A 24,824-nucleotide genomic window follows, 5' to 3' on the forward strand; every position below is an offset into this window, starting at 1 on the left:
GGCGGCCCTCAGCGCTCCACCTTGGACTTGTAGCCCCGACCCCACTGCAGGCCCCACCCGTACAACCGGTCCAGCTCTGCCTGGAACCCGTAGACGAACTTCACCTCGCGCCGTACGACCAGTTCGCCCTTGACGTTCTCGATCATCACGACCGCGCACGAGCGGGCCTGGGGATGGCGTTCGTCCAGATGTATCTCGATCCGCGGCCCGTTGCTCGGGTACAGCGTCACGATCGCGTGCGTGCGGTCGAAGGCCGGTGTCTGGTCGTAGATGTACACGAAGACCAGCAGTCGCTTGATCTCGTCCCGGTGGTCGAGGTTGACGTACATCGTCTCGCCGGACGCGGACCCGAACCGGTCGTCGCCGCTGAGCTTGACGTACGGCGGCGCGTTGACGTCCCCGAGGAGGTTGCCGAGCGGCTGGACGACGCCCTTGGTGCCGTCCTGGAGCTCGTACAGACACGCCAGGTCGAGGTCGACGTTGACCATGCTCTGGCTGTGCCCCATGACCTCGGGAGGCCTGAGCGCCTTGAAGGGGTGCCTCAGCAGGGACTCCCGCTGCGTTCCGCCGATGTCGGAGGTCCGCATCCGCCAGTGCAGGTTGACCCGGAGATGGCCCGTCGCCGCGCCCTGCTTGGTGAGGGAGACCTGGTGGTGCCGTTTGGTCAGCTCGATGGAGTTCGTGGCCGCGCTGCCCGAGTCGAAGTCGGCCTCGCGTCCGCGCCAGAGCCCGTCAAAGAAGCCCATTCCCGCCCCCAGATTCACCCGGGTCCCTCGGACCCGGCTGTACTTGAACAACCGGCGGGGCGGCCGGAGACCGGCCGCCCCGCACAGAGCGTTCCCTCACCCGCAGGTGCGTCACACCCCGGACGAGATCTCAGTCTTCTCGTCCGAGGCCGTCGCTTTTCCCTCGGCTTCCGCGAGGGCCTTGTTGCGGCGCACGGAGGACCAGAAGGACCAGCCGATCAGGACGACGCCGACGAGGCCGGTGATGACCTCGTTGATCTGGTACTGGATGGTGACCATGAGGATCACGGCCAGGGCACCGATCGCGTAGTGCGCGCCGTGCTCCAGGTAGACGTAGTCGTCGAGGGTGCCCTGGCGGACCAGGTAGACGGTGAGCGACCGGACGTACATCGCGCCGATACCGAGACCCAGCGCCATCAGCACGATGTCGTTGGTGATGGCGAACGCGCCGATCACGCCGTCGAAGGAGAAGGACGCGTCCAGGACCTCGAGGTAGAGGAACATGAAGAACGCGGCCTGGCCGGCCAGCACGACGGGCGGCTTCTTCTTGCCGGTCCGCTCGGCCTCTTCCTCCTCCTCGTGCTCCCGCTCCTCCTCTTCCTCGAGCTTGTCCTCGAAGTAGCCGGAGAGACCGCCGACGACCATGTACGTGATCAGACCCGCGATGCCGGAGATCAGCACCGTCTGCGCCTTGTCGACGTGCGCGCCGCCGTGCTGGTGGGCGTGGGTGGCGAAGGTGAACGAGGTGACCAGCAGGACGACCAGGGCGATGCAGACCGACAGCATGTCGACCTTGCCGAGCTTGGCCAGCGGCCGCTCGATCCAGCGCAGCCACTGGATGTCCCGGTCCTCGAAGATGAAGTCCAGGAAGATCATCAGCAGGAACATGCCCCCGAAGGCGGCGATTGCCGGATGGGCGTCCGTGACCAGTTCCTGGTAGTGGTCCTTGTTGTTGAGAGCGAGGTCGACCGCGTCTATCGGGCCGATCTTGGCGCTGATGGCGACGATGACGACGGGGAAGACCAGCCGCATGCCGAAGACGGCGATGAGCACACCGACCGTGAGGAAGATCTTCTGCCAGAAGGCATTCATCTTCTTCAGGATCCCGGCGTTGACCACCGCGTTGTCGAACGACAGCGAGATCTCGAGGACGGAGAGGATCGCCACGATGCCGAAGGCCTCCCACCCCCCGTAGAGGACCGCCGCAGCCAGGCCGATCGCGGTAATCGCGAACGACCAGCCGAAGGTTTTCAGAAGCACTGGCTACCCAATCCTGTGTTGGGGGTCCCCCCAGACGGAGTCTGGGGGAGGGTCTCCCCCGCGCCGTACTCGGCTTTACTCAATGTTGACGCTCGCCGCACAGTCTAGGGGGAGGACCCTCCGGCAGGGACATGCGGGCCCCGGCCGGCCGGAGAGCTGGGCTTTACGAAACATTGACCCCGAAGTCCAGGGCGATGCCGCGCAGGCCCGACGCATATCCCTGTCCCACGGCCCGGAACTTCCATTCGCCCTGGTAGCGGTAGAGCTCGCCGAAGATCATGGCGGTCTCGGTGGAGGCGTCCTCGGAGAGGTCGTAGCGGGCGAGCTCCTGGCCGTCGGCCTGGTTGACGACGCGGATGAAGGCGTTGCTCACCTGTCCGAAGGTCTGGCCGCGCTCGTCGGCCATGTGGATCGAGACCGGGAAGACGATCTTGTCGCACTGGGCGGGCACCTGGCCGAGCTCGACCAGGATCGACTCGTCGTCGCCCTCGCCCTCACCGGTGAGGTTGTCGCCCGTGTGCTCGACCGAGCCCTCCGGGCTCTTGAGCTGGTTGTAGAAGACGAAGTATTCGTCGCCCAGCACCCGCCCGCCGTTGCACAACAGGGCGCTGGCGTCGAGGTCGAACGGGGCTCCGGTGGTGGAGCGCGCGTCCCAGCCGAGCCCGATCAACACCTGAGTGAGGTTGGGTGCGGCCTTGGACAGGGAGACGTTGCCCCCCTTGGCGAGCGTGACGCCCATGATGCTGGTCCTCCCCGAGATGGTGCTTGTTTGGTTGTCCTGCGCGGCCGGCGCCGCACGTAAACGGTGCGGCGCCGGCCGATGAGGCCCTGACGTGTGCCCTGTGACGTGTCTCAGACGTTCACGCCGAAGTCCTGCGCGATGCCGCGCAGGCCCGAGGCGTAGCCCTGGCCGATGGCGCGGAACTTCCACTCCGCACCGTGCCGGTACAGCTCGCCGAAGACCATGGCGGTCTCCGTCGAGGCGTCCTCGGAGAGGTCGTAACGCGCGATCTCCGCCTCGCCCGCCTGGTTCACCACGCGGATGAACGCGTTGCGCACCTGGCCGAAGGACTGCTGGCGGTTCTCGGCGTCGTAGATCGAGACCGGGAAGACGATCTTGTCGACATCGGCCGGGACGCCGACGAGGTTGATCTTGATCTGCTCGTCGTCGCCCTCGCCCTCACCGGTGATGTTGTCACCGGTGTGCTCGACTGAGCCGTCCGGGCTCTTGAGGTTGTTGAAGAAGACGAAGTTCGCGTCGCTGGCGACCTTGCCGGACGAGTTCACCAGCAGCGCGCTGGCGTCCAGGTCGAAGTCGGTGCCGGTCGTGGTGCGGACGTCCCACCCCAGACCGACGATGACCGCGGTCAGGCCCGGGGCCTCCTTGGTCAGCGATACGTTGCCGCCCTTGCTGAGGCTGACTCCCACGAGTCCTCCATTGGGTTCCAGGGGCGGGGAGCCCCGCGTGCGTTCTGACATCGGATCAACGAGTCGATCCTAGTGACGGGTTCCCGCGGCACGCAGGCCTTGGGGGCCAACAATCACAGGGTGTCGAGTGCCTTCACGTACTCGTTCAGGTCGCGGGCGTCCGGGAGTGCGTTGACGACGGTCCAGCGCACCACGCCCTCCTTGTCGATGACGAAGGTGCCGCGCACCGCGCAGCCCTTGTCCTCGGCGAAGACGTCGTAGGCGCGGGAGACCTCGCCGTGCGGCCAGAAGTCGCTCAGCAGCGGGTACTCGAGGCCCTCCTGCTCGGCGAAGACGCGCAGGGTGTGGATGGAGTCGTTGGAGACGGCGAGCACCTGAGTGTCGCGGTCGGAGAACTGCGGCAGGCTGTCGCGCACCGCGCACAGCTCACCGGTGCACACGCCGGTGAAGGCGAAGGGGTAGAAGAGCAGGACCACGTTCTTCTCGCCACGGAAGTCGGAGAGCCGCACGGTGGCGCCGTGGTTGTCCTTGAGCTCGAAGTCGGGGGCCTTGTCGCCGACCTGGATCGCCATCGCAGTTTGTCCCTTTCGGTGAGGCTGTTCGGGTGGTGGAACCACCCTACGCAGCGATCACCGAAAGCCGACGGACGGGCCGAGCACGACGGCTCGGCCCGTCCGGCGATGTCACTTCTTGGACTTGGCCGCCTTCGGCGTCACGAGCCGGCTGCCGCTCCAGTCCTTGCCCACACTGACGCTCTTGGAGGCGGACAGCCCCGCGGTCGTCGAGGCTTCGGAGATGTCGCTCGGCTCCACGTAGCCGTCACGGCCGGTCTTCGGCGTCAGCAACAGGATCGACCCGCCCTCCTCGATGTACGTGGTGGCGTCCACCAGCACATCGGTCAGGTCGCCGTCGTCGTCGCGGAACCAGAGCACCACGGCATCGGCGACGTCGTCGTAATCCTCGTCCACAAGGTCACTGCCGATGACTTGCTCAATGGCCTCGCGGAGTTCCTGGTCTACGTCGTCGTCGTAGCCGATCTCCTGGACCACCTGCTCGGGCTGGAACCCCAGCCTGACGGCAGGGCTCGTCTCCGCGTGGTCCGCGGTCGCGCTCACGGGTTGCCTCCTGATCATGTCTTGGTGAATATCTCAGCCACGCGCGTGCGCGAAGCATTGGCCGTAGTCCACACGGGCGGGGCGGATCGCGCAAGTACCCGGCCGTTCAGACCGCCGAAACGGTGACGATCCTGGCCGTGTCACCCCAACTTCAGGCACCCGGTTGCCGCCAAAAGTGACCTACACCACACCCTTCTGCCCCCTTTGTGGCATTGGGAACCCGTGAAAGCTGCCGGAGGTCTCGGTTACCTCTCAGTAGAGATGACGTTTGCGTCGGCGAGGTACACGATGGGGAACGGTGCAGGCATACCGAAACGCAGCTCAAAACAGCCCTCTGACAGGTAAGGAACAGCGTGGCTTCCGGATCCGATCGCAACCCGATCATCATTGGCGGCCTTCCGAGTCAGGTTCCTGACTTCGACCCCGAGGAGACCCAGGAGTGGCTCGACTCGCTCGACGCCGCCGTCGACGAGCGAGGCCGTGAGCGGGCCCGCTACCTGATGCTGCGACTGATCGAGCGAGCCCGCGAGAAGCGCGTGGCCGTGCCCGAGATGCGCAGCACGGACTACGTCAACACCATCCCGACCAAGAGCGAGCCGTTCTTCCCCGGCAACGAGGAGATCGAGCGCAAGGTCCTGAACGCGACCCGCTGGAACGCCGCGGTGATGGTCTCGCGCGCCCAGCGCCCTGGCATCGGCGTCGGCGGCCACATCGCCACCTTCGCCTCCTCAGCGTCGCTGTACGACGTGGGCTTCAACCACTTCTTCCGCGGCAAGGACGAGGGCGACGGCGGTGACCAGGTCTTCTTCCAGGGCCACGCCTCTCCCGGCATCTACGCGCGCGCGTTCCTGCTCGACCGGCTGACCGAGGAGAACCTCGACGGGTTCCGGCAGGAGAAGTCGAAGGCTCCGCACGGTCTGTCCTCGTATCCGCACCCGCGCTCGATGCCGGACTTCTGGGAGTTCCCGACCGTGTCGATGGGCCTCGGCCCGATCGGTGCGATCTACCAGGCCCGGATGAACCGCTACATGCACGCGCGCGGCATCGCCGACACCTCGAAGTCGCAGGTGTGGGCGTTCCTCGGCGACGGCGAGATGGACGAGCCGGAGTCGCTCGGCCAGCTGACCATCGCCGCCCGTGAGGGCCTGGACAACCTGACCTTCGTCGTCAACTGCAACCTGCAGCGCCTGGACGGCCCGGTGCGCGGCAACGGCAAGGTCATCCAGGAGCTGGAGTCGGTCTTCCGGGGCGCCGGCTGGAACGTCATCAAGCTGATCTGGGACCGCTCCTGGGACCCGCTGCTGGCCCAGGACCGCGACGGCCTGCTGGTCAACAAGATGAACACGACGCCGGACGGCCAGTTCCAGACGTACGCGACCGAGTCCGGCGCGTACATCCGCGACCACTTCTTCGGCGACGACCAGCGGCTGCGCGCGATGGTCGAGGGCATGACCGACGACCAGATCCTGCACCTGGGGCGCGGCGGTCACGACCACAAGAAGATCTTCGCGGCCTTCTCGGCGGCCAAGGCGCACAAGGGCCAGCCGACGGTGATCCTCGCCAAGACGGTCAAGGGCTGGACGCTGGGCCCGAACTTCGAGGGCCGCAACGCCACGCACCAGATGAAGAAGCTGACGGTCGACGACCTCAAGCGCTTCCGCGACCGGCTGCACCTGCCGATCTCCGACAAGGAGCTGGAGAGCGGGGTTCCGCCGTACTACCACCCGGGGCGGAACTCCGAGGAGATCCAGTACATGCACGACCGCCGCAAGGGCTGCGGCGGCTACGTCCCCACCCGCGTCGTGCGCTCCAAGCCGCTGGCACTGCCCGACGACAAGACGTACGCGAGCGTGAAGAAGGGGTCCGGTCAGCAGTCGATCGCCACGACGATGGCATTCGTACGACTGCTCAAGGACCTCATGCGGGACAAGGAGCTGGGCAAGCGGTTCGTGCTGATCGCGCCGGACGAGTACCGCACGTTCGGCATGGACTCCTTCTTCCCGAGCGCGAAGATCTACAACCCGCTGGGCCAGCAGTACGAGTCGGTCGACCGTGAGCTGCTGCTCGCGTACAAGGAGTCGCCGACCGGGCAGATGCTGCACGACGGCATCTCCGAGGCGGGCTGCACGGCCTCGCTGATCGCGGCCGGCTCGGCCTACGCCACGCACGGCGAGCCGCTGATCCCGGTCTACGTCTTCTACTCGATGTTCGGTTTCCAGCGCACGGGCGACCAGTTCTGGCAGATGGCCGACCAGCTGGCGCGTGGCTTCGTGCTGGGTGCGACCGCGGGACGTACGACGCTGACCGGTGAGGGTCTGCAGCACGCGGACGGCCACTCGCAGCTGCTCGCCTCGACCAACCCGGGCTGTGTCGCCTACGACCCGGCGTACGCGTACGAGATCGCGCACATCGTGCAGGACGGTCTGCGCCGGATGTACGGCTCCTCGGCCGAGCACCCGCACGGCGAGGACGTGTTCTTCTACCTCACCGTCTACAACGAGCCCATCCAGCACCCGGCCGAGCCGGACAACGTGGACGTCGAGGGCATCGTCAAGGGCATCCACCGTCTGAGCGCGGGCACTTCGGGGTCGATTCCGGCGCAGGTCATGGCGTCGGGTGTGGCCGTGCCGTGGGCCATCGAGGCGCAGAAGATCCTCGCCGAGGAGTGGAACGTCAAGGCCGACGTCTGGTCGGCGACCTCCTGGAACGAGCTGCGGCGCGAGGCCGTGGACGTCGAGCGGCACAATCTGCTGCACCCGGAGGAGGAGCAGCGGGTGCCGTACGTGACGCGGAAGCTGAGCGGGGCCGAGGGCCCGTTCGTGGCCGTCTCCGACTGGATGCGGTCGGTTCCGGACCAGATCGCCCGGTGGGTGCCGGGGACGTACCAGTCGCTGGGCGCCGACGGGTTCGGCTTCGCGGACACGCGTGGTGCGGCGCGGCGCTTCTTCCACATCGACGCGCAGTCGATCGTGGTGGCGGTGCTGACCGAGCTGGCCAAGGAGGGCAAGGTCGACCGGTCGGTGCTGAAGCAGGCGATCGACCGGTACCAGCTCCTCGACGTGTCGGCGGCGCACCCGGGAGCGGCGGGCGGCGACGCATAACGCTCCGCGAGAGGTCCGTGTGACTCTGCGGGCCGGTGGCGGCTGATCGCGCAGTTCCCCGCGCCCCTTTCGGGGCGCCGGTGGTACCCGGATTCGACCGGTTGAAGGGGGCGGGGCCCGCAGGCCCCGCCCCCTTCACTGTTTCTTTACGATGCGTGTCATGCAGGAACAATCGGCGCAAGCACGTTGGGAACACCTCACCCAGCGGCCTCTGCTGGCGCTCGCCGTGGTGTTCGCCCTCGCGTACGCCGTGCCGATCGTGGACAGTTCGGCCGGCCATTCGCTGACCGCGGTGTGCACGGCGGTCGAGTGGGTCGTGTGGGGCGCGTTCGCCGCTGACTACGTGGCGCGGCTCGCGCTCTCCCGTCATCGCAGGGAGTTCGTGCGCGGGCACTGGCTTGACCTGTGCGCGGTGGTCCTGCCGATGCTTCAGCCGCTGCGGCTGCTGCGCATGGTCGCGACGTTGATGCTGGTGGGGCGGCGGGCCCGGATGGCCCACCAGATCAGGCTGACGACGTACGTCGCCGGCGCGGTCGTGGGGCTGCTGATGTTCGGCTCGCTGGCCGTGCTGTCGGTGGAGCGGGAGTCACCGGACGGGAACATCCGGACGCTGGGTGACGCCCTGTGGTGGTCGTTCACGACGATGACGACCGTGGGGTACGGGGATCACGCGCCGACCACCGGCCTGGGGCGCATGATCGCCGTCGGCCTGATGCTCGCCGGCATCGCCCTGCTGGGTGTGGTGACCGCGAACATCGCCGCGTGGTTCCTCGCCCGGTTCGAGAAGGACGACGTGGAGGAGCGGCGGCAGACGGAGGCGATCGAGGCGCTGACCGAGGAAGTGCGCGCGCTTCGGACCGAGGTCGCGGCGCTCAGGAAGACGTCCGTGGAGAGATGAGGCGGGCCCCCGGTCGTCCCACCGGGGGCCCTTCCCTCACGCACCCGGGTCAGAACAGTCCGCTGCCCGGGGTTGCCGCCCCTGCGAGCCAGATGATCGCGAGGAGCGTGTCGATGGCGCCCAGCACGAGGGCGACCAGAGCCGGTACGGGACCTGAGCGTGCCCATGTGCGGCCCATTGCGAGCCAGCCGCAGACGATCGCCACGGGGCCGAGGATGATCCCCAGCACGAAGAACCCTGCGACCGCGCAGATGACTCCGATGATTCCGAGCGTTGCGCGATCCGGCCCGGTCCGTGACCAGTTACGGCCACGTGAGCGGGGGTGCCTGCGCGTTCCCTGTCCGAAGCCCGCCATCATCAACTCCTTGGACCCCGGGGTCTGTTCGGGGTCCAAGGAGCGGGTACCCCCGGTGCGCTTCCTAATCCTCGGGCTGCCGGCGCGCTGCCCCCCTCCGGCAGCGCGCCGCAGCACCGGTCGCCCCCCAGCACCGTACGAACTTGCCCGAGGAACATGCCGTGCGGAGGGGCGTGACCACTGTGGCCTGTGGTGCGCACCGGGAGCGAGGAATCTTTAGCGTCTTCACTCTGATGAGCGAAGTCCGTTGAAAACCCGTCAGGTTGGCGCGTCAGATGTGAGCCGCGCCCGCACCCGCCTCCGCGTTCGCCCCGCGCTTGGTGAGCAGGGCGACGAAGACCGCCACCACCGCGACCGCGCAGGCGACCAGGGACGCCAGGCTCATGCCGGAGATGAACGTGTCGTGCGCGACGTCCGCGATCTTCGCGGCGATCGCTTCCGGAGTGCCCTTGGCGACCGGGGGCACGCCGACCTGGACGGCCTCGGAGGCCTGGTCCAGCTGGGCCGGGGTGAGCTTCGGCAGGCCGGCGTCCTTCCAGTTGCCGGCGAGGTCGCCGTCGACCTTGGACGCCATCACGGCGCCCAGCACCGCCGTACCGAGGCTGCCGCCGATCTGCATCGCGGCCTGCTGGAGTCCGCCGGCGACACCGGAGAGCTCCATGGGGGCGTTGCCGACGATGACCTCCGTGGCGCCGACCATGACGGGCGCGAGACCGAGGCCGAGCAGGGCGAACCAGAGGGACATCACGGCGCTGCCGGTGTCCGAGTCCAGCGTGGACATGCCGTACATGGCGATCGCGGTGGCCGCCATGCCTCCGGCCAGCGGGATGCGCGGGCCCAGCTTGGTGATCATCACGCCCGCGAGCGGGGAGCCGACGATCATCATGCCGGTGAGCGGAAGCAGGTGCAGACCGGCGTCGATCGGGCTCATCCCGTGCACGTTCTGCAGGTAGAACGTCACGAAGAACAGGCCGCCCATGAACGCGATGGCCATCAGGACCATCAGCACCACGCCCGCCGACAGCGGAACCGAGCGGAACAGGCCGAGCGGGATCAGCGGCTCCTTGACCTTCGTCTCCCAGAAGGAGAAGAGCACGAAGCCCACGGCCGAGGCGCCGATGAACGCCCACGTCCTGCCGTCGCCCCAGCCCCAGGCCGGAGCCTTGATCAGGGCCCAGACCAGGCAGAACATCGCGCCGGACAGCAGGGCGATGCCCGCGATGTCAAAGGAGCGCGGGGCGTTCTCGGCACGGTGGTCGAGCAGGATCAGCGAACCCAGGACGAGGGCGAGGACGCCCACCGGCACGTTGATGAAGAACACCGACTGCCAGTTGACGTGCTCGACCAGGACGCCGCCGAGGATCGGGCCGCCCGCGGTGGATGCGCCGATGACCATGCCCCAGATACCGATGGCCATGTTGAGCTTCTCGGCCGGGAAGGTCGCGCGCAGCAGGCCGAGCGCGGCCGGCATCAGCAGGGCGCCGAACAGGCCCTGGAGGACGCGGAAGGTGACGACCGCGGCGATGCTGCTGGACAGGCCGATGGCGCCGGAGGCGGCGGCGAAGCCGGTCACACCGACCAGGAAGGTCTGGCGGTGTCCGAAACGGTCGCCGAGCTTGCCCGCGGTGATCAGCGACACCGCGAGGGCGAGGAAGTACCCGTTGGTGATCCACTGGACGTCGGCGAAGCTCGCCTTCAGGTCCTTCTGGATCGCCGGGTTGGCGATGGCCACGATGGTGCCGTCGAGGGCCACCATCATGACCCCGACGGCGACGGTTATGAGGGTGAACCAGGGGTGGCCGCGCAGCCCGGGGGCCGGCGGCGCGTCCGACGGGGCTGCCGGCGCCTTGTCCCCCGACCCCGTCGTGTCGATGGTGGTCTGACTAGTCATGCGTTCGAGGCTAGTGACAGCCGCTGACAATTGACAAACCAAATCACAAGTCAGTTACTGACGCATATGGAAACACTCCGCGAACGCAAGAAGCAGCGCACCCGGGACGCGCTGCTGCGGGCCGCCGTCGAACTGTTCACCTCGCGCGGTTACGAGGGGACGACCGTCGACGACATCGCCGAGGCCGTCGACGTCTCGCAGCGCACCTTCTTCCGCTACTTCGCCGGCAAGGAGGAGGCCGCCCTCGCCCTGCAGGAACTGGTGGCGGCGCGGTTCGTCGAGGCCGTGCGCGCGCGGCCGGCCCACGAGGCGCCGATGGAGGCGCTGCGCCGGGCGGTCCTGGAGGGCTGGGACACGCTGAACGACGTCATCGAGGCCGTCGTACCGGTCGAGCTGTATCTGCGGATGCATCAGGTGATCGAGTCGACGCCGGTCCTGGTCGCCGCCCATCTGCGGCGCAACGAAGAGATCGAGGACGCACTCGCGCGGGTGCTCGCGGGGCGTGAGGGCGTCGACGTGGACGCCGACCCGCGGCCGCGGCTGACCGTGGCGGTGTTCGGCGGAGTGATGCGGGTGACGGAGCGGCGGTGGAGCACGGGCGAGGACTTCAGCATCGACGCCATGCGCGGGCTGACCATCTCGTACCTCGAACAGGTGGGGCCCGCACTCACGGAGAACTGGCGATCACGCTGAGACACGCCGGGAGACAGTGAGGTCATCGCCACGTTTACCGAAACGTGATCCCTGTCACTCGGCTCACGCGAGACCCTCTCGTTCTCCTAGTGTGTCCTCCCAGTGACTTCCTTCGACACCTCCCCGCAACTGAACGTCGGGCGGGCGCTGCTCGCCCTGGCCGTCGTCTTCGTCATGCTGGCGACCACCGGCTGGACGGCCCTGCACAGCCATCGGGCGGCGACTCCGCTGCAGGCTTCGCTCTCCTCCTGGGAGCACGGCCGCATCCACGGGCACCACCTCCCGGACCCCGACGCGGCCCCCGCTCGCCTCGCCCGCTTCTTCACCTCGCTCACCGCTCAGGAGCGCGCCCGCCTCGCCCACCGCTATCCCCTCGCGGTCGGCAACATGAACGGCGCCCCCATCGAGCTGCGCTACCAAGCCAACAACCTGGCGCTCGTCCAGCAGCGCAAGGTCGAGCGCAAGCGCATGCACGACCTCCGCCTTTCGGCCCTCGGGCAGCGGGAAGCGGGCCGCCGTATGCACCGCTACGAGTCGCTGACGCACAAGGGCCGGCACATCCTCGCCTTCGACCCGGACGGCTCGGGGCGGATCGCCGAGGTGATCGGGAACCTGCAGAAGGCCGAGCGCGTGTCGGTCGTCGTCCCCGGGGTCGACACCGACCTGCTCACCTTCCAGAAGACGAACCGCCGGTACACGGCACCGGTCGGCATGGCCAAGTCGCTGTACGCGGCCGAGCGGGCGGCGAGCCCGACGACGCCTACGGCCGTGATCGCCTGGGCCGACTACACGGCACCCGCCGGCCTTGGCATCGACTCGGCCACGGCGATGCGCGCGGAGGACGGCGCGGTGCGGCTGAACGCGATGCTGCGCGGGCTGCCCGGCGACGCGCCCGTGTCGCTGTTCTGCCACAGCTACGGCTCCGTGGTCTGCGGAGTGGCCGCGCACACGCTGCCGCGCCGGGTGACCGACATAGCGGTGGCCGCCAGCCCCGGTATGCGCGCGGGGAAGGCCTCCCACCTGCACACCTCCGCCCATGTGTGGGCGATGCGCAACGCCACGGACTGGATCCAGGACGTGCCGTACCTGGAGGTCGGCGGGCTGGGGCACGGGGCCGACCCGGTGTCGGCCGCGTTCGGGGCACGGGTGCTGTCGGCGCAGGGTGCGAAGGGGCATGCCGGTTATTTCGAGCCGGGCACGGAGAGCGTGCTGAACTTCGCGGAGATCGGTGTTGGCGCGTACCGGTCGGTGCAGTGTGCGAGTGATGGCGACGCGTGCCGGGCGGGTTTGTCCGGCGCGGCCGCGGCCGGACGCGCGTAGAGGCGGAGAAATTGCGGTCTGCGCAGGGTGGCGACGAAGGAGCGGGTCCCGAATACGATGAGCCGCATGGGTGACGTACTGGCCGGATTGCATGCCGCCTGGGAGTTCGAGTCCGACTCCGTGCTCATCCGTTACGAACGGGGCATACGAACACCCAAGCTCTTCCAGGCGCTCGGTGAGCGTCGTGTTCCGATCGAGGCGATCGCCGGGGTGACGCTGACCCCCGGCAGGCGCGGCACCGTCGTCCTGCGCATCGAGCCGCGCGCCGGCGCCGACCCGCTGATGGAGGCGGCCGCCGGGCAGCTGAAGGAAGGGTGCGACCCGTACCGGCTGGTGCTGCCCGCCGAGCGCGAGACGCTCGCCGAGTACTACGCCGACGAACTGCGGACGCAGCTGAAGGACGACGGCGAGGCGGCCGAGCGGTATCTGGTGAGCGCCCCCGAGGCGCCCCGGCAGTTCAAGGCGTACGACGCGAAGGCGTCCTTCGACGGGAAGACCGTGCACTTCCGGTGGTTCTGGACGGGGGCGTCGTCGGCGAAGTGGAAGGCCGGCGACCAGAGCTTTCCGGTCGGCGAGCTGAGCGGGGTGGAGTGGCGCTCCCCCGAGGTCTTCGAGGGCCACCTCCGGCTGACACTGCGGGACGGGGCGGCGTCGCCCGCGCAGCCGGACCAGGATCCGGCGGCCGTGGTGTTCGGGCTCGGGTACGGGCCGGTGCACGAGTCACTGCCGTTCGCGGCGGCCGTGCTGGCCGCTGTGCGGCACCGCGGGCCGGTGGCAGCGGTGCCGGCCGGCGCGCCGCGCCGCGACCCCGCCGACATCGCCGAGAGGATCCGCCACCTGGGGGAACTGCATCAGGCGGGCCTGGTGACGGATGAGGAGTTCTCGGTGAAGAAGGCGGAGCTGCTGGCGGAGCTTTAGCGTCTGCCCGGTTGCGGTTTCCTCTACTCGCGTCCGGCGGATGCGAAGCGCATGTCCGGGTAGCGCGTTCCTGCCACCTTGTCCGCGATCGGTTCCAGCAGGGCCAGTTCGTCGTCCGTCAGCACGATCTGTGTTGCCGCCGCGTTCTCCTCGATCCTCCTGCGCTTCGTCGTGCCCGGGATCTGGGCCACCGGGAGGCCGTGCACGGCCGCTCGCTGCTGGACCCAGGCCAGGGCGATCTGGGCGGGGGACACCTCGTGGGCTTCGGCCACCGCACGGATCGGTTCCAGCAGCGTCGCGTTGGCCGCGGCGTTCTCACCCTGGAAGCGGGGCATCGAGCGGCGGACGTCGCCGTCCGTCAGGTCCTTGTCCGCGTTGGCGAAGGAGCCCGCGAGGAAGCCGCGGCCCAGCGGGGAGTACGGGACGAGGGCCACGCCCAGTTCGCGGGCGGCCGGCACCACGTTGGCCTCGATGTCCCGGCTGAACAGGGACCACTCCGACTGGACGGCGGCGATCGGGTGCACGGCCTGCGCGGCGCGCAGTTCCTCGGCCGTGACCTCGCTGAGGCCGAGGTGCTTGACCTTGCCCTGGCGCACCAGCTCGGCCATGGCGCCGACGGTCTCCTCGATCGGCACGTTCACATCGCGGCGGTGCATGTAGTAGAGGTCGATGACGTCGATGTCGAGGCGGCGGAGGCTTCCCTCGACGGCCTGGCGGACGTACGCCTCGTCACCGCGGATGATCCGCTTCGTGCGGTCGCCGGCCGGGACGCGTACGCCGAACTTGGTCGCGATCACGACCTCGTCCCGGTGGGCGTTGACGAACGGGGAGAGGAAGCGTTCGTTGTCCCCGTCGCCGTACCCCTCCGCGGTGTCGTACAGCGTGACGCCGAGTTCCAGCGCCCGCTCCAGGGTGGCCCGCGACTCCTTCGCGTCGACGGGGCCGTAGGCGAAGCTCATGCCCATGCACCCGAGGCCCTGTACGCCGACCTCGGGGCCGGTGTCGCCGAGTCGTACGGCCGGGATCCTGCTGTCGGTCATCGCACCTTCTCCGCCTCGTGAATCCGGGCACGGCCCGCGTCCGCATAGAAACTGATCTTCCGGTCGAGCACCGCGAGGGTGTCCTGGAGTTCGGCGACCCGGGCCAGCACGTCGCGGCGGGTCGCCTCCAGCAGCTCGAAGCGCTGCCCGAACGTGTGGTCGCCCTCGCGCACCAGTTCCGCGTACCGCACCATGTCGGCGACCGGCATGCCGGTGAGCCGCAGCTTGCCGACGAGGTCGAGCCAGTCGAGGTCGCGGTTGCTGTAGCGGCGCTGACCTGTGTGCGAGCGGTCGACGTGCGGCATCAGGCCGATGCGCTCGTACCAGCGCAGGGTGTGCGCGGTCAGCCCGGTGAAGGCGACGACCTCGCTGATCGTGTAGCTGTCCTGCCCCTCGGGGCGCCGGTGGGGGTGGGGCGGGGCTCCGCAGGCGTCGGTCCGGGTGGGCGTGGTCTCCATCACCGTCATGCCCTCAACGCTATGGCCTTGGAGTGCACTCCAAGCAAGCGGAACCGGTAAGAAACAGGCCCGGGAGCCTGACCCCACGAGGAGTATGAACCCGTGGGCCGCTTAGGCTCGTCCCCATGTCCTTGCAGAGCCTTGCGTTGATCGAGAACTGGCCGGTTCCCACCGCCGCGGCGGGTGTCGTGCGGGGTGACGGGACGGTCCTCGGCACCCACGGCCCCGTCGACCGGCGCTTTCGGCTGGCCTCGGTCACCAAACCGCTCGCAGCGTACGCCGCGCTCGTCGCGTACGAGGAGGGGGCGATCGAGCTCGACGAGCCGGCCGGTCCGCCCGGGTCGACGGTCCGGCATCTGCTCGCCCACACCTCGGGGCTCGCCTTCGACGAGCACCGGGTGACCGCCCCGCCCGGGGAGCGGCGGCTGTACTCCAACGCCGGCTTCGAGCAGCTCGGCGACCACATCGCCAAGGCGACGGAGATCCCCTTCCCCGAGTATCTGCGCCAGGCGGTGCTGGAGCCGCTGGGGATGACGTCGACGTCGCTGGAGGGCTCGCCCGCGAAGGACGGCTTCTCGACCGTCGGCGACCTGCTGCGCTTCGCCGCCGAGCTCCAGGCTCCGCGTCTCCTCGACCCCCGCACGGTCGCCGAGGCGATGACGGTGCAGTACCCGGGCACCAAGGGCGTCCTGCCGGGCTATGGCCACCAGAACCCGAACGACTGGGGGCTCGGCTTCGAGATCCGCGACTCCAAGTCACCGCACTGGACGGGGAGTTCCTCCTCGCCGCGCACCTTCGGGCACTTCGGTCAGTCGGGTACGTTCCTGTGGATCGACCCCGCCGCGGGGGTCGCGTGCGCGGCTTTGACGGACCGGGCGTTCGGGGCGTGGGCGGTCGAGGTGTGGCCGGTGTTCACGGACGCGGTACTGGCAGAAGCGCGCTGAGCTTTCGGCGAGGTTCGCCACGACGGCCGTGATGCGCTGCGGCACCGTCGTGGCTGGTCACACCCCCGCGGCTGAGCCGCACACGGCACAGCCCCGCGCCCCTGAAGGGCGCTGACGAACTGCGGCTACCGCTGGTCCGTCGTCATCTCCCACATCAGCAGTTCGGCCCCGGTCGGCGTCTCCGCCTCCAGGTCCTTGGCGTCCGTGATGCGGGCCGCGTCGCCCGGTCCCAACTCCTCGCCGTCCAGGCGTACTTCACCCCGTACGACGTGGACGTAGATGAACGCCCCGTCCGGCACCGCCGTCCGCTCACCCGCCCGCAGCCGCCGCACGTGAAGCATCGCGCCCGCCTCGGGGACCGCGTACGGCGTCGAGTCCGCGATGCCGTGGACGATCTCGTATCCGGGGTCCCCGCCGGGCTCGCGGGGGGCCAGCCACATCTGGACGAAGGTCAGGGGCGACGAGCCGTCGTTGCGCTCGACGTGCCGTACGCCCGCCGCCGAACTCAGGCGCTGCACGTCGCCGGGGCGCACCCGTGTCTCGTGGCCGGTGGAGTCGCGGTGGGTGAGCTCGCCCTCGACCACCCACGTGACGATCTCCGTGTGGCTGTGCGGGTGTTCGCCGAAGCCGGCGCCGGGGGCGAGGCGCTCCTCGTTGCAGGCGATCACCGCGCCGAAGCGAAGGTTGTCTGGGTCGTAGTGCGGACCGAAGGAGAAGGCGTGCCGCGACTCGATGCCGGCTGCCGGGTCGCCCCCTGGATAGCGCTCCGCAGCGCGCCGTACGTCCATCACGGACACCACGGTAGACCTCGGCGACCACCCGGCGGCGCGCACTCCCGTCCGGATAAGGCAGTCTTGTCCCCGTGCCCGAACCCGAAACGAGCAAGCCCGAAGCCGTCGCGCGCTTCGTCCATGCGCACGCCGCGACCCTGAAGCGTCTGGAGAAGTCCTCCGGTTCTCTCGCCGCGCAGGCCATCGCCCGCATGGACGAGACGCTGTCGTGGTACCGGGCGATGCCACCGGAGAACCGTTCCTGGATCGGGCTGGTCGCACAGGCCGGTATCGCCGCCTTCACCGAGTGGTTCCGGCATCCGGACGCGCCCCAGGCCATCTCGACGGACGTGTTCGGCACCGCGCCGCGCGAGCTGACCCGGGCCATCACGCTGCGGCAGACCGTGGAGATGGTGCGCACCACCATCGAGGTCATGGAGAGCGCCATCGACGAGGTGGCCGCGCCCGGCGACGAGAGCGTGCTGCGCGAGGCGCTGCTCGTGTACGCCCGGGAGATCGCGTTCGCCACCGCCCAGGTGTACGCCCAGGCCGCCGAGGCACGCGGTGCCTGGGACGCGCGCCTGGAGTCCCTCGTCGTCAACGCCGTGCTGAGCGGGGAGGCCGACGAGGGCGCGGTCAGCAGGGCCGCGGCCCTCGGGTGGAACTCGCCCGAGCATGTGTGTGTCGTCCTCGGGACGGCTCCCGACGGCGACTCCGAGCTGACCGTCGAGGCGATCCGGCGGGCCGCCCGGCACGCCAAGCTGCAGGTGCTCACCGGGGTGCTCGGCGACCGGCTCGTCGTCATCGCCGGTGGCAGCGACAATCCGATCGCCGTGGCCAAGTCGCTGATCGGGCCGTACGCGGCCGGGCCGGTGGTGGCCGGGCCCGTGGTGGCCGATCTGCTCACCGCGACCCGGTCCGCGCAGGCCGCGGCCGCCGGGCTCAAGGCGTGTTTCGCCTGGCAGGACGCCCCACGGCCGGTACTCGCGGACGATCTGCTTCCGGAGCGCGCGATCGCGGGTGACCCGAACGCGCGCGAGCAGCTGGTGGAGGAGATCTACAGACCGCTGGAGGAGGCCGGGTCCGCTCTTCTGGAGACGCTCTCCGTCTATCTTGAGCAGGCGAGCAGTCTCGAAGGCGCCGCGCGGATGCTCTTCGTTCACCCCAACACCGTGCGCTACCGGCTCCGACGTGTGACTGACGTCACCGGCTGGTCACCTTCCGATGTACGCTCCGCCTTCACGTTGCGGATCGCCCTGATCCTGGGGCGTCTGGCCGAGGGAGATCTCCCGGCCTAGTCTTTTGTTGGGGGCCTACAAAACCCCCTCGTGTTCTTCGTCCCTGTCCTCACGGGCCGCGCAGGCCGTCCACAAGAGAGAGTGTGAGAGTGCTCGTACTCGTCGCTCCCGGCCAGGGTGCCCAGACGCCCGGCTTCCTGACTCCCTGGCTCGACCTCCCCGGTGCCGCCGACCGCGTCGCCGCCTGGTCGGACGCCATCGGACTGGACCTCGCCCACTACGGCACCCAGGCCGACGCCGACGCGATCCGTGACACGTCCGTCGCGCAGCCGCTGCTCGTCGCCGCCGGCATCCTGTCCGCCGCGGCACTGGGTGCCATCACGCCGGGCGCCGTCGCGGGCCACAGCGTCGGCGAGATCACCGCCGCCTCCTTCGCGGGCGTCCTCGACGACACCGCTGCGCTGACCCTCGTACGCAAGCGGGGTCTGGCCATGGCCGATGCCGCCGCGATCACCGGGACCGGCATGTCGGCGCTGCTCGGCGGCGACCCCGACGTGTCCGTCGCGCACCTGGAGAAGCTGGGCCTGACCCCGGCCAACGTGAACGGCGCGGGCCAGATCGTCGCCGCGGGCACGCTGGAGCAGCTCGCCGTACTGAACGAGGACAAGCCCGAGGGCGTGCGCAAGGTCGTCCCGCTCAAGGTCGCCGGCGCCTTCCACACGCACCACATGGCACCCGCGGTCGACGCGCTGGCCAAGGCCGCCGCCGATCTCACCCCCGCCGACCCGAAGTTCACGTACGTCTCGAACAAGGACGGGCAGACGGTCGCCACCGGCGCCGAGGTGCTGGAGCGGCTGGTCGGCCAGGTGGCCAACCCCGTCCGCTGGGACCGGTGCATGGAGACCTTCAAGGAGCTCGGCGCGACAGCGATCATCGAGGTGTGCCCGGGCGGCACACTGGTCGGCCTCGCCAAGCGCGCGCTGCCGGGTGTGAAGACCCTGGCGCTCAAGACCCCCGACGACCTCGACGCGGCCCGCGAGCTCATCGCAGAGCACGCCGAAGCCTGAGCCCAAAGGAGCCGTACGAAGATGTCGAAGATCAAGCCCAGCAAGGGCGCCCCGTACGCGCGCATCCTGGGCGTGGGCGGCTACCGCCCGACCCGGGTCGTGCCGAACGAGGTGATCCTCGAAACGATCGACTCGTCCGACGAGTGGATCCGTTCGCGCTCCGGCATCGAGACCCGGCACTGGGCCTCCGACGAGGAGACCGTCGCCGCGATGTCGATCGAGGCGTCCGGCAAGGCGATCGCCGACGCCGGGATCTCCGCCGAGCAGATCGGCGGCGTGATCGTCTCGACCGTCTCGCACTTCAAGCAGACCCCGGCCGTCGCCACCGAGATCGCCGACAAGCTCGGCACGGCCAAGGCCGCCGCGTTCGACATCTCGGCGGGCTGCGCCGGCTTCGGCTACGGCCTCACGCTCGCCAAGGGCATGATCGTCGAGGGCTCCGCGGAGTACGTCCTCGTCATCGGCGTCGAGCGGCTGTCCGACCTGACCGACCTGGAAGACCGGGCCACGGCCTTCCTGTTCGGCGACGGCGCGGGCGCGGTCGTGGTGGGCCCGTCCCAGGAGCCGCACATCGGCCCGACCGTGTGGGGCTCGGAGGGCGACAAGTCCGACACCATCAAGCAGACCGTGCCATGGACCGAGTACGACAGCACGGGCAAGTTCCCTGCGATCACGCAGGAGGGCCAGGCGGTGTTCCGCTGGGCCGTGTTCGAGATGGCGAAGGTCGCCCAGCAGGCGCTGGACGCGGCCGGGATCACCCCGGACGACCTGGATGTCTTCATTCCTCACCAGGCCAACGAGCGGATCATCGACTCGATGGTGAAGACGTTGAAACTGCCGGAGCACGTCACGGTCGCGCGTGATGTACGCACCACCGGCAACACCTCGGCCGCCTCGATTCCGCTCGCTATGGAGCGGCTTCTGGCGACCGGCGAGGCGAAGAGCGGCGACACCGCGCTCGTCATCGGATTCGGGGCGGGTCTCGTCTACGCCGCCACTGTCGTTACCCTCCCCTAGGCACTCCGTGCCGGATCGACCGGTCCGGCACGGGAAGCACTGCCAACCCTCTGGAAATAAACGAAGGAGCGCCAACATGGCCGCCACTCAGGAAGAGATCGTCGCCGGTCTCGCCGACATCGTGAACGAGATCGCCGGCATCCCGGTTGAGGACGTCCAGCTGGACAAGTCCTTCACCGACGACCTGGACGTCGACTCGCTGTCCATGGTCGAGGTCGTCGTCGCCGCTGAAGAGCGCTTCGACGTCAAGATCCCGGACGAGGACGTCAAGAACCTCAAGACGGTCGGCGACGCGACCAACTACATCCTCACGCACCAGGCCTGAGCCTTCCAGGCCCCGGCTGCATTGCCCCGCCACCCGGCGGTGGCGCCGCTGAATCCCGATCCGTTGGAGAAAGAATTCCCGTGAGCCCGACCAATCGCACCGTGGTCGTCACCGGTATCGGCGCAACCACACCGCTGGGTGGCGACGCAGCCTCTACCTGGGAGGGCCTGATCGCCGGCAAGTCCGGTGTGAAGCCCCTGGAGCAGGAGTGGGCCGCCGAGCAGGCGGTCCGTATTGCCGCGCCGGTCGCCGTGGAGCCCTCCGAGGTCATCCCGCGCCCGCAGGCCCGACGCCTGGACCGCTCGGCGCAGTTCGCGCTGATCGCGGCCAAGGAGGCCTGGGCCGACGCCGGTTTCACCGACAAGGCCGGCGAGGACGCGGCCATCGACCCGGACCGTCTCGGCGCCGTCATCGCCTCCGGCATCGGTGGCGTGACGACCCTGCTCGACCAGTACGACGTGCTCAAGGAGAAGGGCGTACGCCGCGTCTCCCCGCACACCGTTCCCATGCTGATGCCGAACAGCCCGTCCGCCAACGTGGGCCTGCTGGTGGGCGCCCGCGCGGGCGTGCACACCCCGGTCTCCGCCTGTGCGTCGGGCGCCGAGGCCATCGGCTACGCCATCGAGATGATCCGCACCGGCCGCGCCGACGTCGTCGTCGCGGGTGGCACGGAGGCGGCCATCCACCCCCTCCCCATCGCCGCGTTCGGCAACATGATGGCGATGTCCAAGAACAACGACGACCCCGAGGGCGCCTCGCGTCCCTACGACATCGCCCGTGACGGCTTCGTCCTCGGCGAGGGCGCGGGTGTCATCGTCCTGGAGTCCGCCGAGCACGCCGCGGAGCGTGGTGCGCGCGTGTACGCCGAGGCGGTCGGCCAGGGCATCTCCGCCGACGCGCACGACATCGTGCAGCCGGAGCCCGAGGGCCGTGGCATCTCCCGGGCCCTGCAGAACCTGTTGGACCGCACCGACCTGAACCCGGCCGAGATCGTGCACGTCAACGCGCACGCCACCTCGACGCCGGCCGGTGACGTGGCCGAGCTGAAGGCACTGCGCAAGGTGTTCGGCGACGACGCGGACCACATGGCGGTCTCCGCGACCAAGTCGATGACCGGTCACCTGCTGGGTGGCGCGGGCGGCGTCGAGTCCGTCGCGACGGTCCTCGCGCTGTACAACCGGATCGCTCCGCCGACCATCAACGTCGAGAACCTCGACCCCGAGGCCGAGGCGAACGCGGACATCGTGCGCGGCGAGGCCCGCAAGCTTCCCGTCGAGGGGCGGATTGCCGCGCTGAACGACTCGTTCGGGTTTGGTGGGCACAACGTGGTGTTGGCGTTCCGTACGGTCTGAATGGCGCCGTCGTTGCTGTCAACGGCGTGTGGCCCGCACCCCTGGCCGGGGGGCGGGCCACTCGCCGTTTTGGTGTCCGTTGTTTGCCGACTGCGAGCCGGTGGGGGCTGGTCGCGCCCACGCGGCGAAGCCGCATGTCGATACAGCCCCGCGCCCCTCAGGTGCGTTTCAGACGACCTGGTGGAGCCAGCGGACCGGGGCGCCTTCGCCCGCGTATCTGAAGGGCTCCAGTTCGTCGTCCCAGGGTTTGCCGAGGAGTTTGGCGATCTCGGCCTCCAGGTCCGTCTCGTCGCGCTGAGAGCGCGTCAGGGCGGCGCGCAGACGGTCCTCGGGGATGAGGATGTCGCCGTGGATGCCGGTGACGGCGTGGAAGATGCCGAGTTCGGGGGTGCAGCTGTAGCGCTCGCCCTCCGCGGTGGAGCAGGGCTCGGCGGTGACCTCGAAGCGCAGCAGGTGCCAGCCGCGCAGCGCGGAGGCCAGCTTGGAGGCCGTGCCCGCCTGGGCCTGCCAGGAGAACTCCGAGCGCCAGGTGCCGGGGGCGGCGGGTTGCCGAATCCAGTCGAGGTTGACGCGCGTGCCGAGCACCCCGGCGACGGCCCACTCGACGTGCGGGCACAGCGCGCGCGGCGCGGAGTGCACGTACAGAACCCCACGTGTCGTCACCGGGACCTCCGGGCAGAGCAGGACAATCTGGCGAACGGGCGGACGGCGGTGGCCGGGCAGCCACGTTGATGGCGAGGCTACCGTGCGGCGGCGCAAGGAGTGTGACGTACCGTCGGTCCCGATGCGCTGAAACGTCCGCCATTCACCCGGCAGGACGCTTGTACGGGTGTGAACCGTTGCATGGTGCGTTGATCGGGAACTCCCGCGCGTTGTTATGGGAGGACACATCTGTACGTAGACGGACTGGACCGAGGGGATCACCGGCGTATGCGGAAGCCAAGCCACCGCTCACGGACCGTTCTCGCCGCCGTGGCGGCGGCCGTCCTGGGCGTCGCCGGCTGTGACGCCGTCGGTGGCAACTCCGCCGGCCCCACGGGCGGCACGGCGCACAGCGCGAAGCCGACACCGGCGTGGGACGTGAGCCCCCGCTCGATCGCGGCCGTCGGTGACTCCATCACCCGCGGTTTCGACGCCTGTACGGTCCTGTCGGACTGCCCGGAGGTGTCCTGGGCGACCGGCGACAGCACCGAGGTCGACAGCCTCGCCGTCCGGCTGCTGGGCAAGGCGCGGGCGGCCGAGCGCAGCTGGAACTACGCGGTGACCGGGGCCCGGATGGCGGACCTGCCGGGTCAGATGGCGCAGGCAGCGACACGCAGGCCGCAGTTGGTGACGGTGATGGCGGGGGCCAACGACGCCTGCCGGGCCAGCACCTCCGCCATGACCTCGGTGGGCAGCTTCCGCGCGGACTTCGAGGACGCGCTGAGCACGCTGCGCGAGTCGCTGCCGAAGACGCAGGTGTACGTGGCGAGCGTGCCGAACCTGAAGCGGCTGTGGTCCGAGGGCCGCACCAGCCCGCTGGGCAAGCAGGTGTGGAAGCTCGGCATCTGCCCGTCGATGCTGGGCGACGCGGACGCGCTGGACTCGGCGGCGACGCTGCGCCGGGACACGGTGCAGAAGCGGGTGGAGGCGTACAACAAGGTGCTGCGGGAGGTCTGCGCGAAGGACCGCCGGTGCCGCTTCGACGACGGCGCGGTGTACGACTACCGCTTCGGTACGGGCCAGTTGAGCCAGTGGGACTGGTTCCATCCCAGTGTGAACGGGCAGGCGCGGCTGGCGGAGATCGCCTACCGGAAGATCACGGCCCGCACGGCGTGACTCAGGGGCTTGACCTAAAATTCCGCACATGAACGAACTCTTCGGCACACTTCCCGACGGCACCCCGGTCCACCGCTGGACCCTCCAGCGGGCGGGCGTACGGGTACGGATCCTGTCGTACGGCGGGATCGTGCAGTCGGTGGAGACTCCGGACCGGGACGGCCGGGCCGGGAACGTGGTGTTGGGGTTCGCGGATCTGGACGGCTACCTCAAGCACCCCGAGCCGTTTCTTGGCGCACTGATCGGGCGGTACGCCAACCGGATCGCGGGCGCCCGCTTCCCGCTCGACGGAGTGACGTACGCCCTGGAGCCGAACAACGCGCCGAGTTCCCTGCACGGCGGCGGGCAGGGCTTCGACAAGCGGGTGTGGGACGTCGCGCCGGTCGAGCACGGACTGCGTCTCAGCCGTGTCAGCCCGCACGGCGAGGAGGGCTTCCCGGGGCGGCTCGAGGTCACCGTGACGTACACGCTCGACGCCTCGGGCGCCCTGCGGATCGCCTACGAGGCGGTGACGGACGCACCGACCGTGGTGAACCTGACGAACCACAGCTACTTCCACCTGGGCGGCTCGGGCAATGCCGGCGGCCACGAACTGCGGATCGCGGCCTCCCGGTTCACCCCGGTCGACGACGACCTGATCCCGACCGGCGACCTGGAAGACGTGGCGGGCACGCGCTTCGACTTCCGTGAGGCGCGGAAGGTCGGTTCCGGGTACGACCACAACTTCGTGCTCGACGGCGGGGTGACCGAGGCCGCCCGGGAGGTCGCGGAGCTGTACGACCCCGCGTCCGGGCGGGTCCTGACCGTGGCGACCACGGAACCCGGCATCCAGCTCTACACCGCCGACCACCTGTCCGCCCCCTTCTCCCCCGGCGACGGCATCGCGCTGGAGACCCAGCACTTCCCCGACTCCCCGAACCGGCCGGAGTTCCCGGGCACGGTGCTGCGGCCGGGCGGGGTGTACCGGTCGGAGACGGCCTACGGGTTCGGCGCGCGTTAGCCACCGGTGAACGCGCGAGCCCCGGCCCAGGGGTCAGGTCCCGGGCCGGGGCTGTTCGTGGGGAGACTCG

The 24,824-nt window shown here is 69.4% G+C and carries 25 protein-coding genes; 13 read left to right on the forward strand and 12 right to left on the reverse strand.

The genetic code is table 11. The features are described 5' to 3' along the window. Positions 1-8 precede the first annotated feature (8 nt). From OG870_RS14195 to OG870_RS14220, 6 genes are all read right to left on the reverse strand, one after another. A complete protein-coding gene (locus OG870_RS14195; protein ID WP_266513582.1) occupies positions 9-746 on the reverse strand; it encodes a TerD family protein in 738 nt (245 codons plus the stop codon). A 111-nt stretch (positions 747-857) separates the two neighbouring features. Continuing rightward, a complete protein-coding gene (locus OG870_RS14200) occupies positions 858-2,006 on the reverse strand; it encodes a DUF475 domain-containing protein (protein WP_266513584.1) in 1,149 nt (382 codons plus the stop codon). 163 nt (positions 2,007-2,169) lie between these two features. Beyond that, positions 2,170-2,745: a TerD family protein gene (locus tag OG870_RS14205; protein ID WP_266513587.1), complete on the reverse strand. Its 576-nt coding sequence runs from the start codon at positions 2,743-2,745 to the stop codon at positions 2,170-2,172. A 113-nt stretch (positions 2,746-2,858) separates the two neighbouring features. Then, a complete protein-coding gene (locus tag OG870_RS14210) occupies positions 2,859-3,434 on the reverse strand; it encodes a calcium homeostasis/redox stress adaptation protein (protein ID WP_266513589.1) in 576 nt (191 codons plus the stop codon). A gap of 113 nt (positions 3,435-3,547) precedes the next feature. Continuing rightward, positions 3,548-4,006 carry a peroxiredoxin gene (locus OG870_RS14215; RefSeq protein WP_266513591.1) on the reverse strand — a complete coding sequence of 153 codons (459 nt, stop codon included), beginning with the start codon at positions 4,004-4,006 and terminating at the stop codon, positions 3,548-3,550. A 111-nt stretch (positions 4,007-4,117) separates the two neighbouring features. Next, the gene (locus tag OG870_RS14220; protein WP_266513594.1) at positions 4,118-4,549 is read right to left on the reverse strand and encodes a DUF3052 domain-containing protein; all 432 of its coding nucleotides are present in this window, start codon (positions 4,547-4,549) and stop codon (positions 4,118-4,120) included. 353 nt (positions 4,550-4,902) lie between these two features. Between OG870_RS14220 and aceE the strand changes: the two genes are divergently transcribed. Together aceE and OG870_RS14230 are read left to right on the forward strand one after the other, a co-directional pair. Continuing rightward, complete coding sequence (gene aceE / locus OG870_RS14225; RefSeq protein ID WP_266513597.1) at positions 4,903-7,650, forward strand: pyruvate dehydrogenase (acetyl-transferring), homodimeric type; 2,748 nt, start codon at positions 4,903-4,905, stop codon at positions 7,648-7,650. A gap of 160 nt (positions 7,651-7,810) precedes the next feature. After that, positions 7,811-8,548 (forward strand): potassium channel family protein, encoded by a 738-nt coding sequence (locus OG870_RS14230; protein ID WP_266513599.1) that lies wholly within the window; start codon positions 7,811-7,813, stop codon positions 8,546-8,548. A gap of 49 nt (positions 8,549-8,597) precedes the next feature. Here OG870_RS14230 and OG870_RS14235 read toward each other — a convergent pair whose 3' ends face one another. Together OG870_RS14235 and OG870_RS14240 are read right to left on the reverse strand one after the other, a co-directional pair. Then, positions 8,598-8,906, reverse strand: a complete 309-nt coding sequence (locus OG870_RS14235; RefSeq protein WP_266588450.1) for a small hydrophobic protein — start codon at positions 8,904-8,906, stop codon at positions 8,598-8,600. A gap of 268 nt (positions 8,907-9,174) precedes the next feature. After that, the gene (locus OG870_RS14240) at positions 9,175-10,794 is read right to left on the reverse strand and encodes an MFS transporter (protein WP_266584968.1); all 1,620 of its coding nucleotides are present in this window, start codon (positions 10,792-10,794) and stop codon (positions 9,175-9,177) included. A 66-nt stretch (positions 10,795-10,860) separates the two neighbouring features. On the opposite strand from OG870_RS14240, the gene OG870_RS14245 reads away from it, so the two are divergent. The 3 genes from OG870_RS14245 to OG870_RS14255 all read left to right on the forward strand — a co-directional run bounded on the left by OG870_RS14245 (position 10,861) and on the right by OG870_RS14255 (position 13,725). Then, positions 10,861-11,487 (forward strand): TetR family transcriptional regulator, encoded by a 627-nt coding sequence (locus OG870_RS14245; protein WP_266513604.1) that lies wholly within the window; start codon positions 10,861-10,863, stop codon positions 11,485-11,487. Positions 11,488-11,589: 102 nt separating this feature from the next. Then, a complete protein-coding gene (locus OG870_RS14250; RefSeq protein ID WP_266513607.1) occupies positions 11,590-12,807 on the forward strand; it encodes an alpha/beta hydrolase in 1,218 nt (405 codons plus the stop codon). A gap of 57 nt (positions 12,808-12,864) precedes the next feature. Then, the gene (locus OG870_RS14255; RefSeq protein ID WP_266584966.1) at positions 12,865-13,725 is read left to right on the forward strand and encodes a DUF4429 domain-containing protein; all 861 of its coding nucleotides are present in this window, start codon (positions 12,865-12,867) and stop codon (positions 13,723-13,725) included. Between the two features lie 23 nt (positions 13,726-13,748). Here the strand turns inward: OG870_RS14255 and OG870_RS14260 are convergent, their stop codons facing one another. Together OG870_RS14260 and OG870_RS14265 are read right to left on the reverse strand one after the other, a co-directional pair. Further along, on the reverse strand, positions 13,749-14,765 hold the full coding sequence (locus tag OG870_RS14260; protein ID WP_266513613.1) for an aldo/keto reductase: 1,017 nt from the start codon (positions 14,763-14,765) through the stop codon (positions 13,749-13,751). Further along, positions 14,762-15,232 (reverse strand): MerR family transcriptional regulator, encoded by a 471-nt coding sequence (locus tag OG870_RS14265; protein ID WP_266513614.1) that lies wholly within the window; start codon positions 15,230-15,232, stop codon positions 14,762-14,764. The genes OG870_RS14260 and OG870_RS14265 overlap by 4 nt, the downstream gene beginning before the upstream one ends. A 116-nt stretch (positions 15,233-15,348) precedes the next feature. Here OG870_RS14265 and OG870_RS14270 point away from each other — a divergent pair, with 116 nt between their 5' ends. Next, positions 15,349-16,167, forward strand: coding sequence for a serine hydrolase domain-containing protein (locus OG870_RS14270; RefSeq protein ID WP_266513616.1), 819 nt, complete (start codon positions 15,349-15,351; stop codon positions 16,165-16,167). Positions 16,168-16,292: 125 nt separating this feature from the next. On the opposite strand, the gene OG870_RS14275 is transcribed toward OG870_RS14270, so the two are convergent. Continuing rightward, the gene (locus tag OG870_RS14275; protein WP_266842191.1) at positions 16,293-16,955 is read right to left on the reverse strand and encodes a pirin family protein; all 663 of its coding nucleotides are present in this window, start codon (positions 16,953-16,955) and stop codon (positions 16,293-16,295) included. 74 nt (positions 16,956-17,029) lie between these two features. Here OG870_RS14275 and OG870_RS14280 point away from each other — a divergent pair, with 74 nt between their 5' ends. From OG870_RS14280 to fabF, 5 genes are all read left to right on the forward strand, one after another. Further along, the gene (locus OG870_RS14280) at positions 17,030-18,235 is read left to right on the forward strand and encodes a PucR family transcriptional regulator (RefSeq protein ID WP_266513618.1); all 1,206 of its coding nucleotides are present in this window, start codon (positions 17,030-17,032) and stop codon (positions 18,233-18,235) included. 89 nt (positions 18,236-18,324) lie between these two features. Then, the gene (locus OG870_RS14285) at positions 18,325-19,242 is read left to right on the forward strand and encodes an ACP S-malonyltransferase (protein ID WP_266513620.1); all 918 of its coding nucleotides are present in this window, start codon (positions 18,325-18,327) and stop codon (positions 19,240-19,242) included. Positions 19,243-19,263: 21 nt separating this feature from the next. After that, the gene (locus tag OG870_RS14290) at positions 19,264-20,259 is read left to right on the forward strand and encodes a ketoacyl-ACP synthase III (protein ID WP_266513621.1); all 996 of its coding nucleotides are present in this window, start codon (positions 19,264-19,266) and stop codon (positions 20,257-20,259) included. Positions 20,260-20,335: 76 nt separating this feature from the next. Then, a complete protein-coding gene (locus OG870_RS14295) occupies positions 20,336-20,584 on the forward strand; it encodes an acyl carrier protein (RefSeq protein ID WP_030678203.1) in 249 nt (82 codons plus the stop codon). Positions 20,585-20,664: 80 nt separating this feature from the next. Beyond that, on the forward strand, positions 20,665-21,936 hold the full coding sequence (gene fabF / locus OG870_RS14300; protein WP_266513625.1) for a beta-ketoacyl-ACP synthase II: 1,272 nt from the start codon (positions 20,665-20,667) through the stop codon (positions 21,934-21,936). Between the two features lie 168 nt (positions 21,937-22,104). On the opposite strand, the gene OG870_RS14305 is transcribed toward fabF, so the two are convergent. Further along, the gene (locus tag OG870_RS14305; RefSeq protein WP_266513626.1) at positions 22,105-22,599 is read right to left on the reverse strand and encodes a DUF3145 domain-containing protein; all 495 of its coding nucleotides are present in this window, start codon (positions 22,597-22,599) and stop codon (positions 22,105-22,107) included. 267 nt (positions 22,600-22,866) lie between these two features. Between OG870_RS14305 and OG870_RS14310 the strand changes: the two genes are divergently transcribed. Continuing rightward, positions 22,867-23,754: an SGNH/GDSL hydrolase family protein gene (locus tag OG870_RS14310; protein WP_266513627.1), complete on the forward strand. Its 888-nt coding sequence runs from the start codon at positions 22,867-22,869 to the stop codon at positions 23,752-23,754. 28 nt (positions 23,755-23,782) lie between these two features. Beyond that, complete coding sequence (locus tag OG870_RS14315) at positions 23,783-24,754, forward strand: aldose epimerase family protein (protein WP_266584961.1); 972 nt, start codon at positions 23,783-23,785, stop codon at positions 24,752-24,754. Positions 24,755-24,824: the final 70 nt, after the last annotated feature.

The organism is Streptomyces sp. NBC_00461, from assembly GCF_036013935.1.
Lineage (GTDB): Bacteria > Actinomycetota > Actinomycetes > Streptomycetales > Streptomycetaceae > Streptomyces.

Coding starts and splice junctions, on each gene's coding strand:
- OG870_RS14230 (WP_266513599.1), top strand. CDS start 7,811: ATGCAGGAACAATCGGCGCAAGCACGTTGGGAACACCTCACCCAGCGG.
- OG870_RS14290 (WP_266513621.1), top strand. CDS start 19,264: ATGTCGAAGATCAAGCCCAGCAAGGGCGCCCCGTACGCGCGCATCCTG.
- OG870_RS14295 (WP_030678203.1), top strand. CDS start 20,336: ATGGCCGCCACTCAGGAAGAGATCGTCGCCGGTCTCGCCGACATCGTG.
- OG870_RS14245 (WP_266513604.1), top strand. CDS start 10,861: ATGGAAACACTCCGCGAACGCAAGAAGCAGCGCACCCGGGACGCGCTG.
- OG870_RS14270 (WP_266513616.1), top strand. CDS start 15,349: ATGTCCTTGCAGAGCCTTGCGTTGATCGAGAACTGGCCGGTTCCCACC.
- OG870_RS14235 (WP_266588450.1), bottom strand. CDS start 8,906: ATGATGGCGGGCTTCGGACAGGGAACGCGCAGGCACCCCCGCTCACGT.
- OG870_RS14195 (WP_266513582.1), bottom strand. CDS start 746: ATGGGCTTCTTTGACGGGCTCTGGCGCGGACGCGAGGCCGACTTCGAC.
- OG870_RS14260 (WP_266513613.1), bottom strand. CDS start 14,765: ATGACCGACAGCAGGATCCCGGCCGTACGACTCGGCGACACCGGCCCC.
- OG870_RS14275 (WP_266842191.1), bottom strand. CDS start 16,955: ATGGACGTACGGCGCGCTGCGGAGCGCTATCCAGGGGGCGACCCGGCA.
- OG870_RS14215 (WP_266513591.1), bottom strand. CDS start 4,006: ATGGCGATCCAGGTCGGCGACAAGGCCCCCGACTTCGAGCTCAAGGAC.
- OG870_RS14205 (WP_266513587.1), bottom strand. CDS start 2,745: ATGGGCGTCACGCTCGCCAAGGGGGGCAACGTCTCCCTGTCCAAGGCC.
- OG870_RS14310 (WP_266513627.1), top strand. CDS start 22,867: ATGCGGAAGCCAAGCCACCGCTCACGGACCGTTCTCGCCGCCGTGGCG.
- OG870_RS14265 (WP_266513614.1), bottom strand. CDS start 15,232: ATGACGGTGATGGAGACCACGCCCACCCGGACCGACGCCTGCGGAGCC.
- OG870_RS14315 (WP_266584961.1), top strand. CDS start 23,783: ATGAACGAACTCTTCGGCACACTTCCCGACGGCACCCCGGTCCACCGC.
- OG870_RS14255 (WP_266584966.1), top strand. CDS start 12,865: ATGAGCCGCATGGGTGACGTACTGGCCGGATTGCATGCCGCCTGGGAG.
- OG870_RS14240 (WP_266584968.1), bottom strand. CDS start 10,794: ATGACTAGTCAGACCACCATCGACACGACGGGGTCGGGGGACAAGGCG.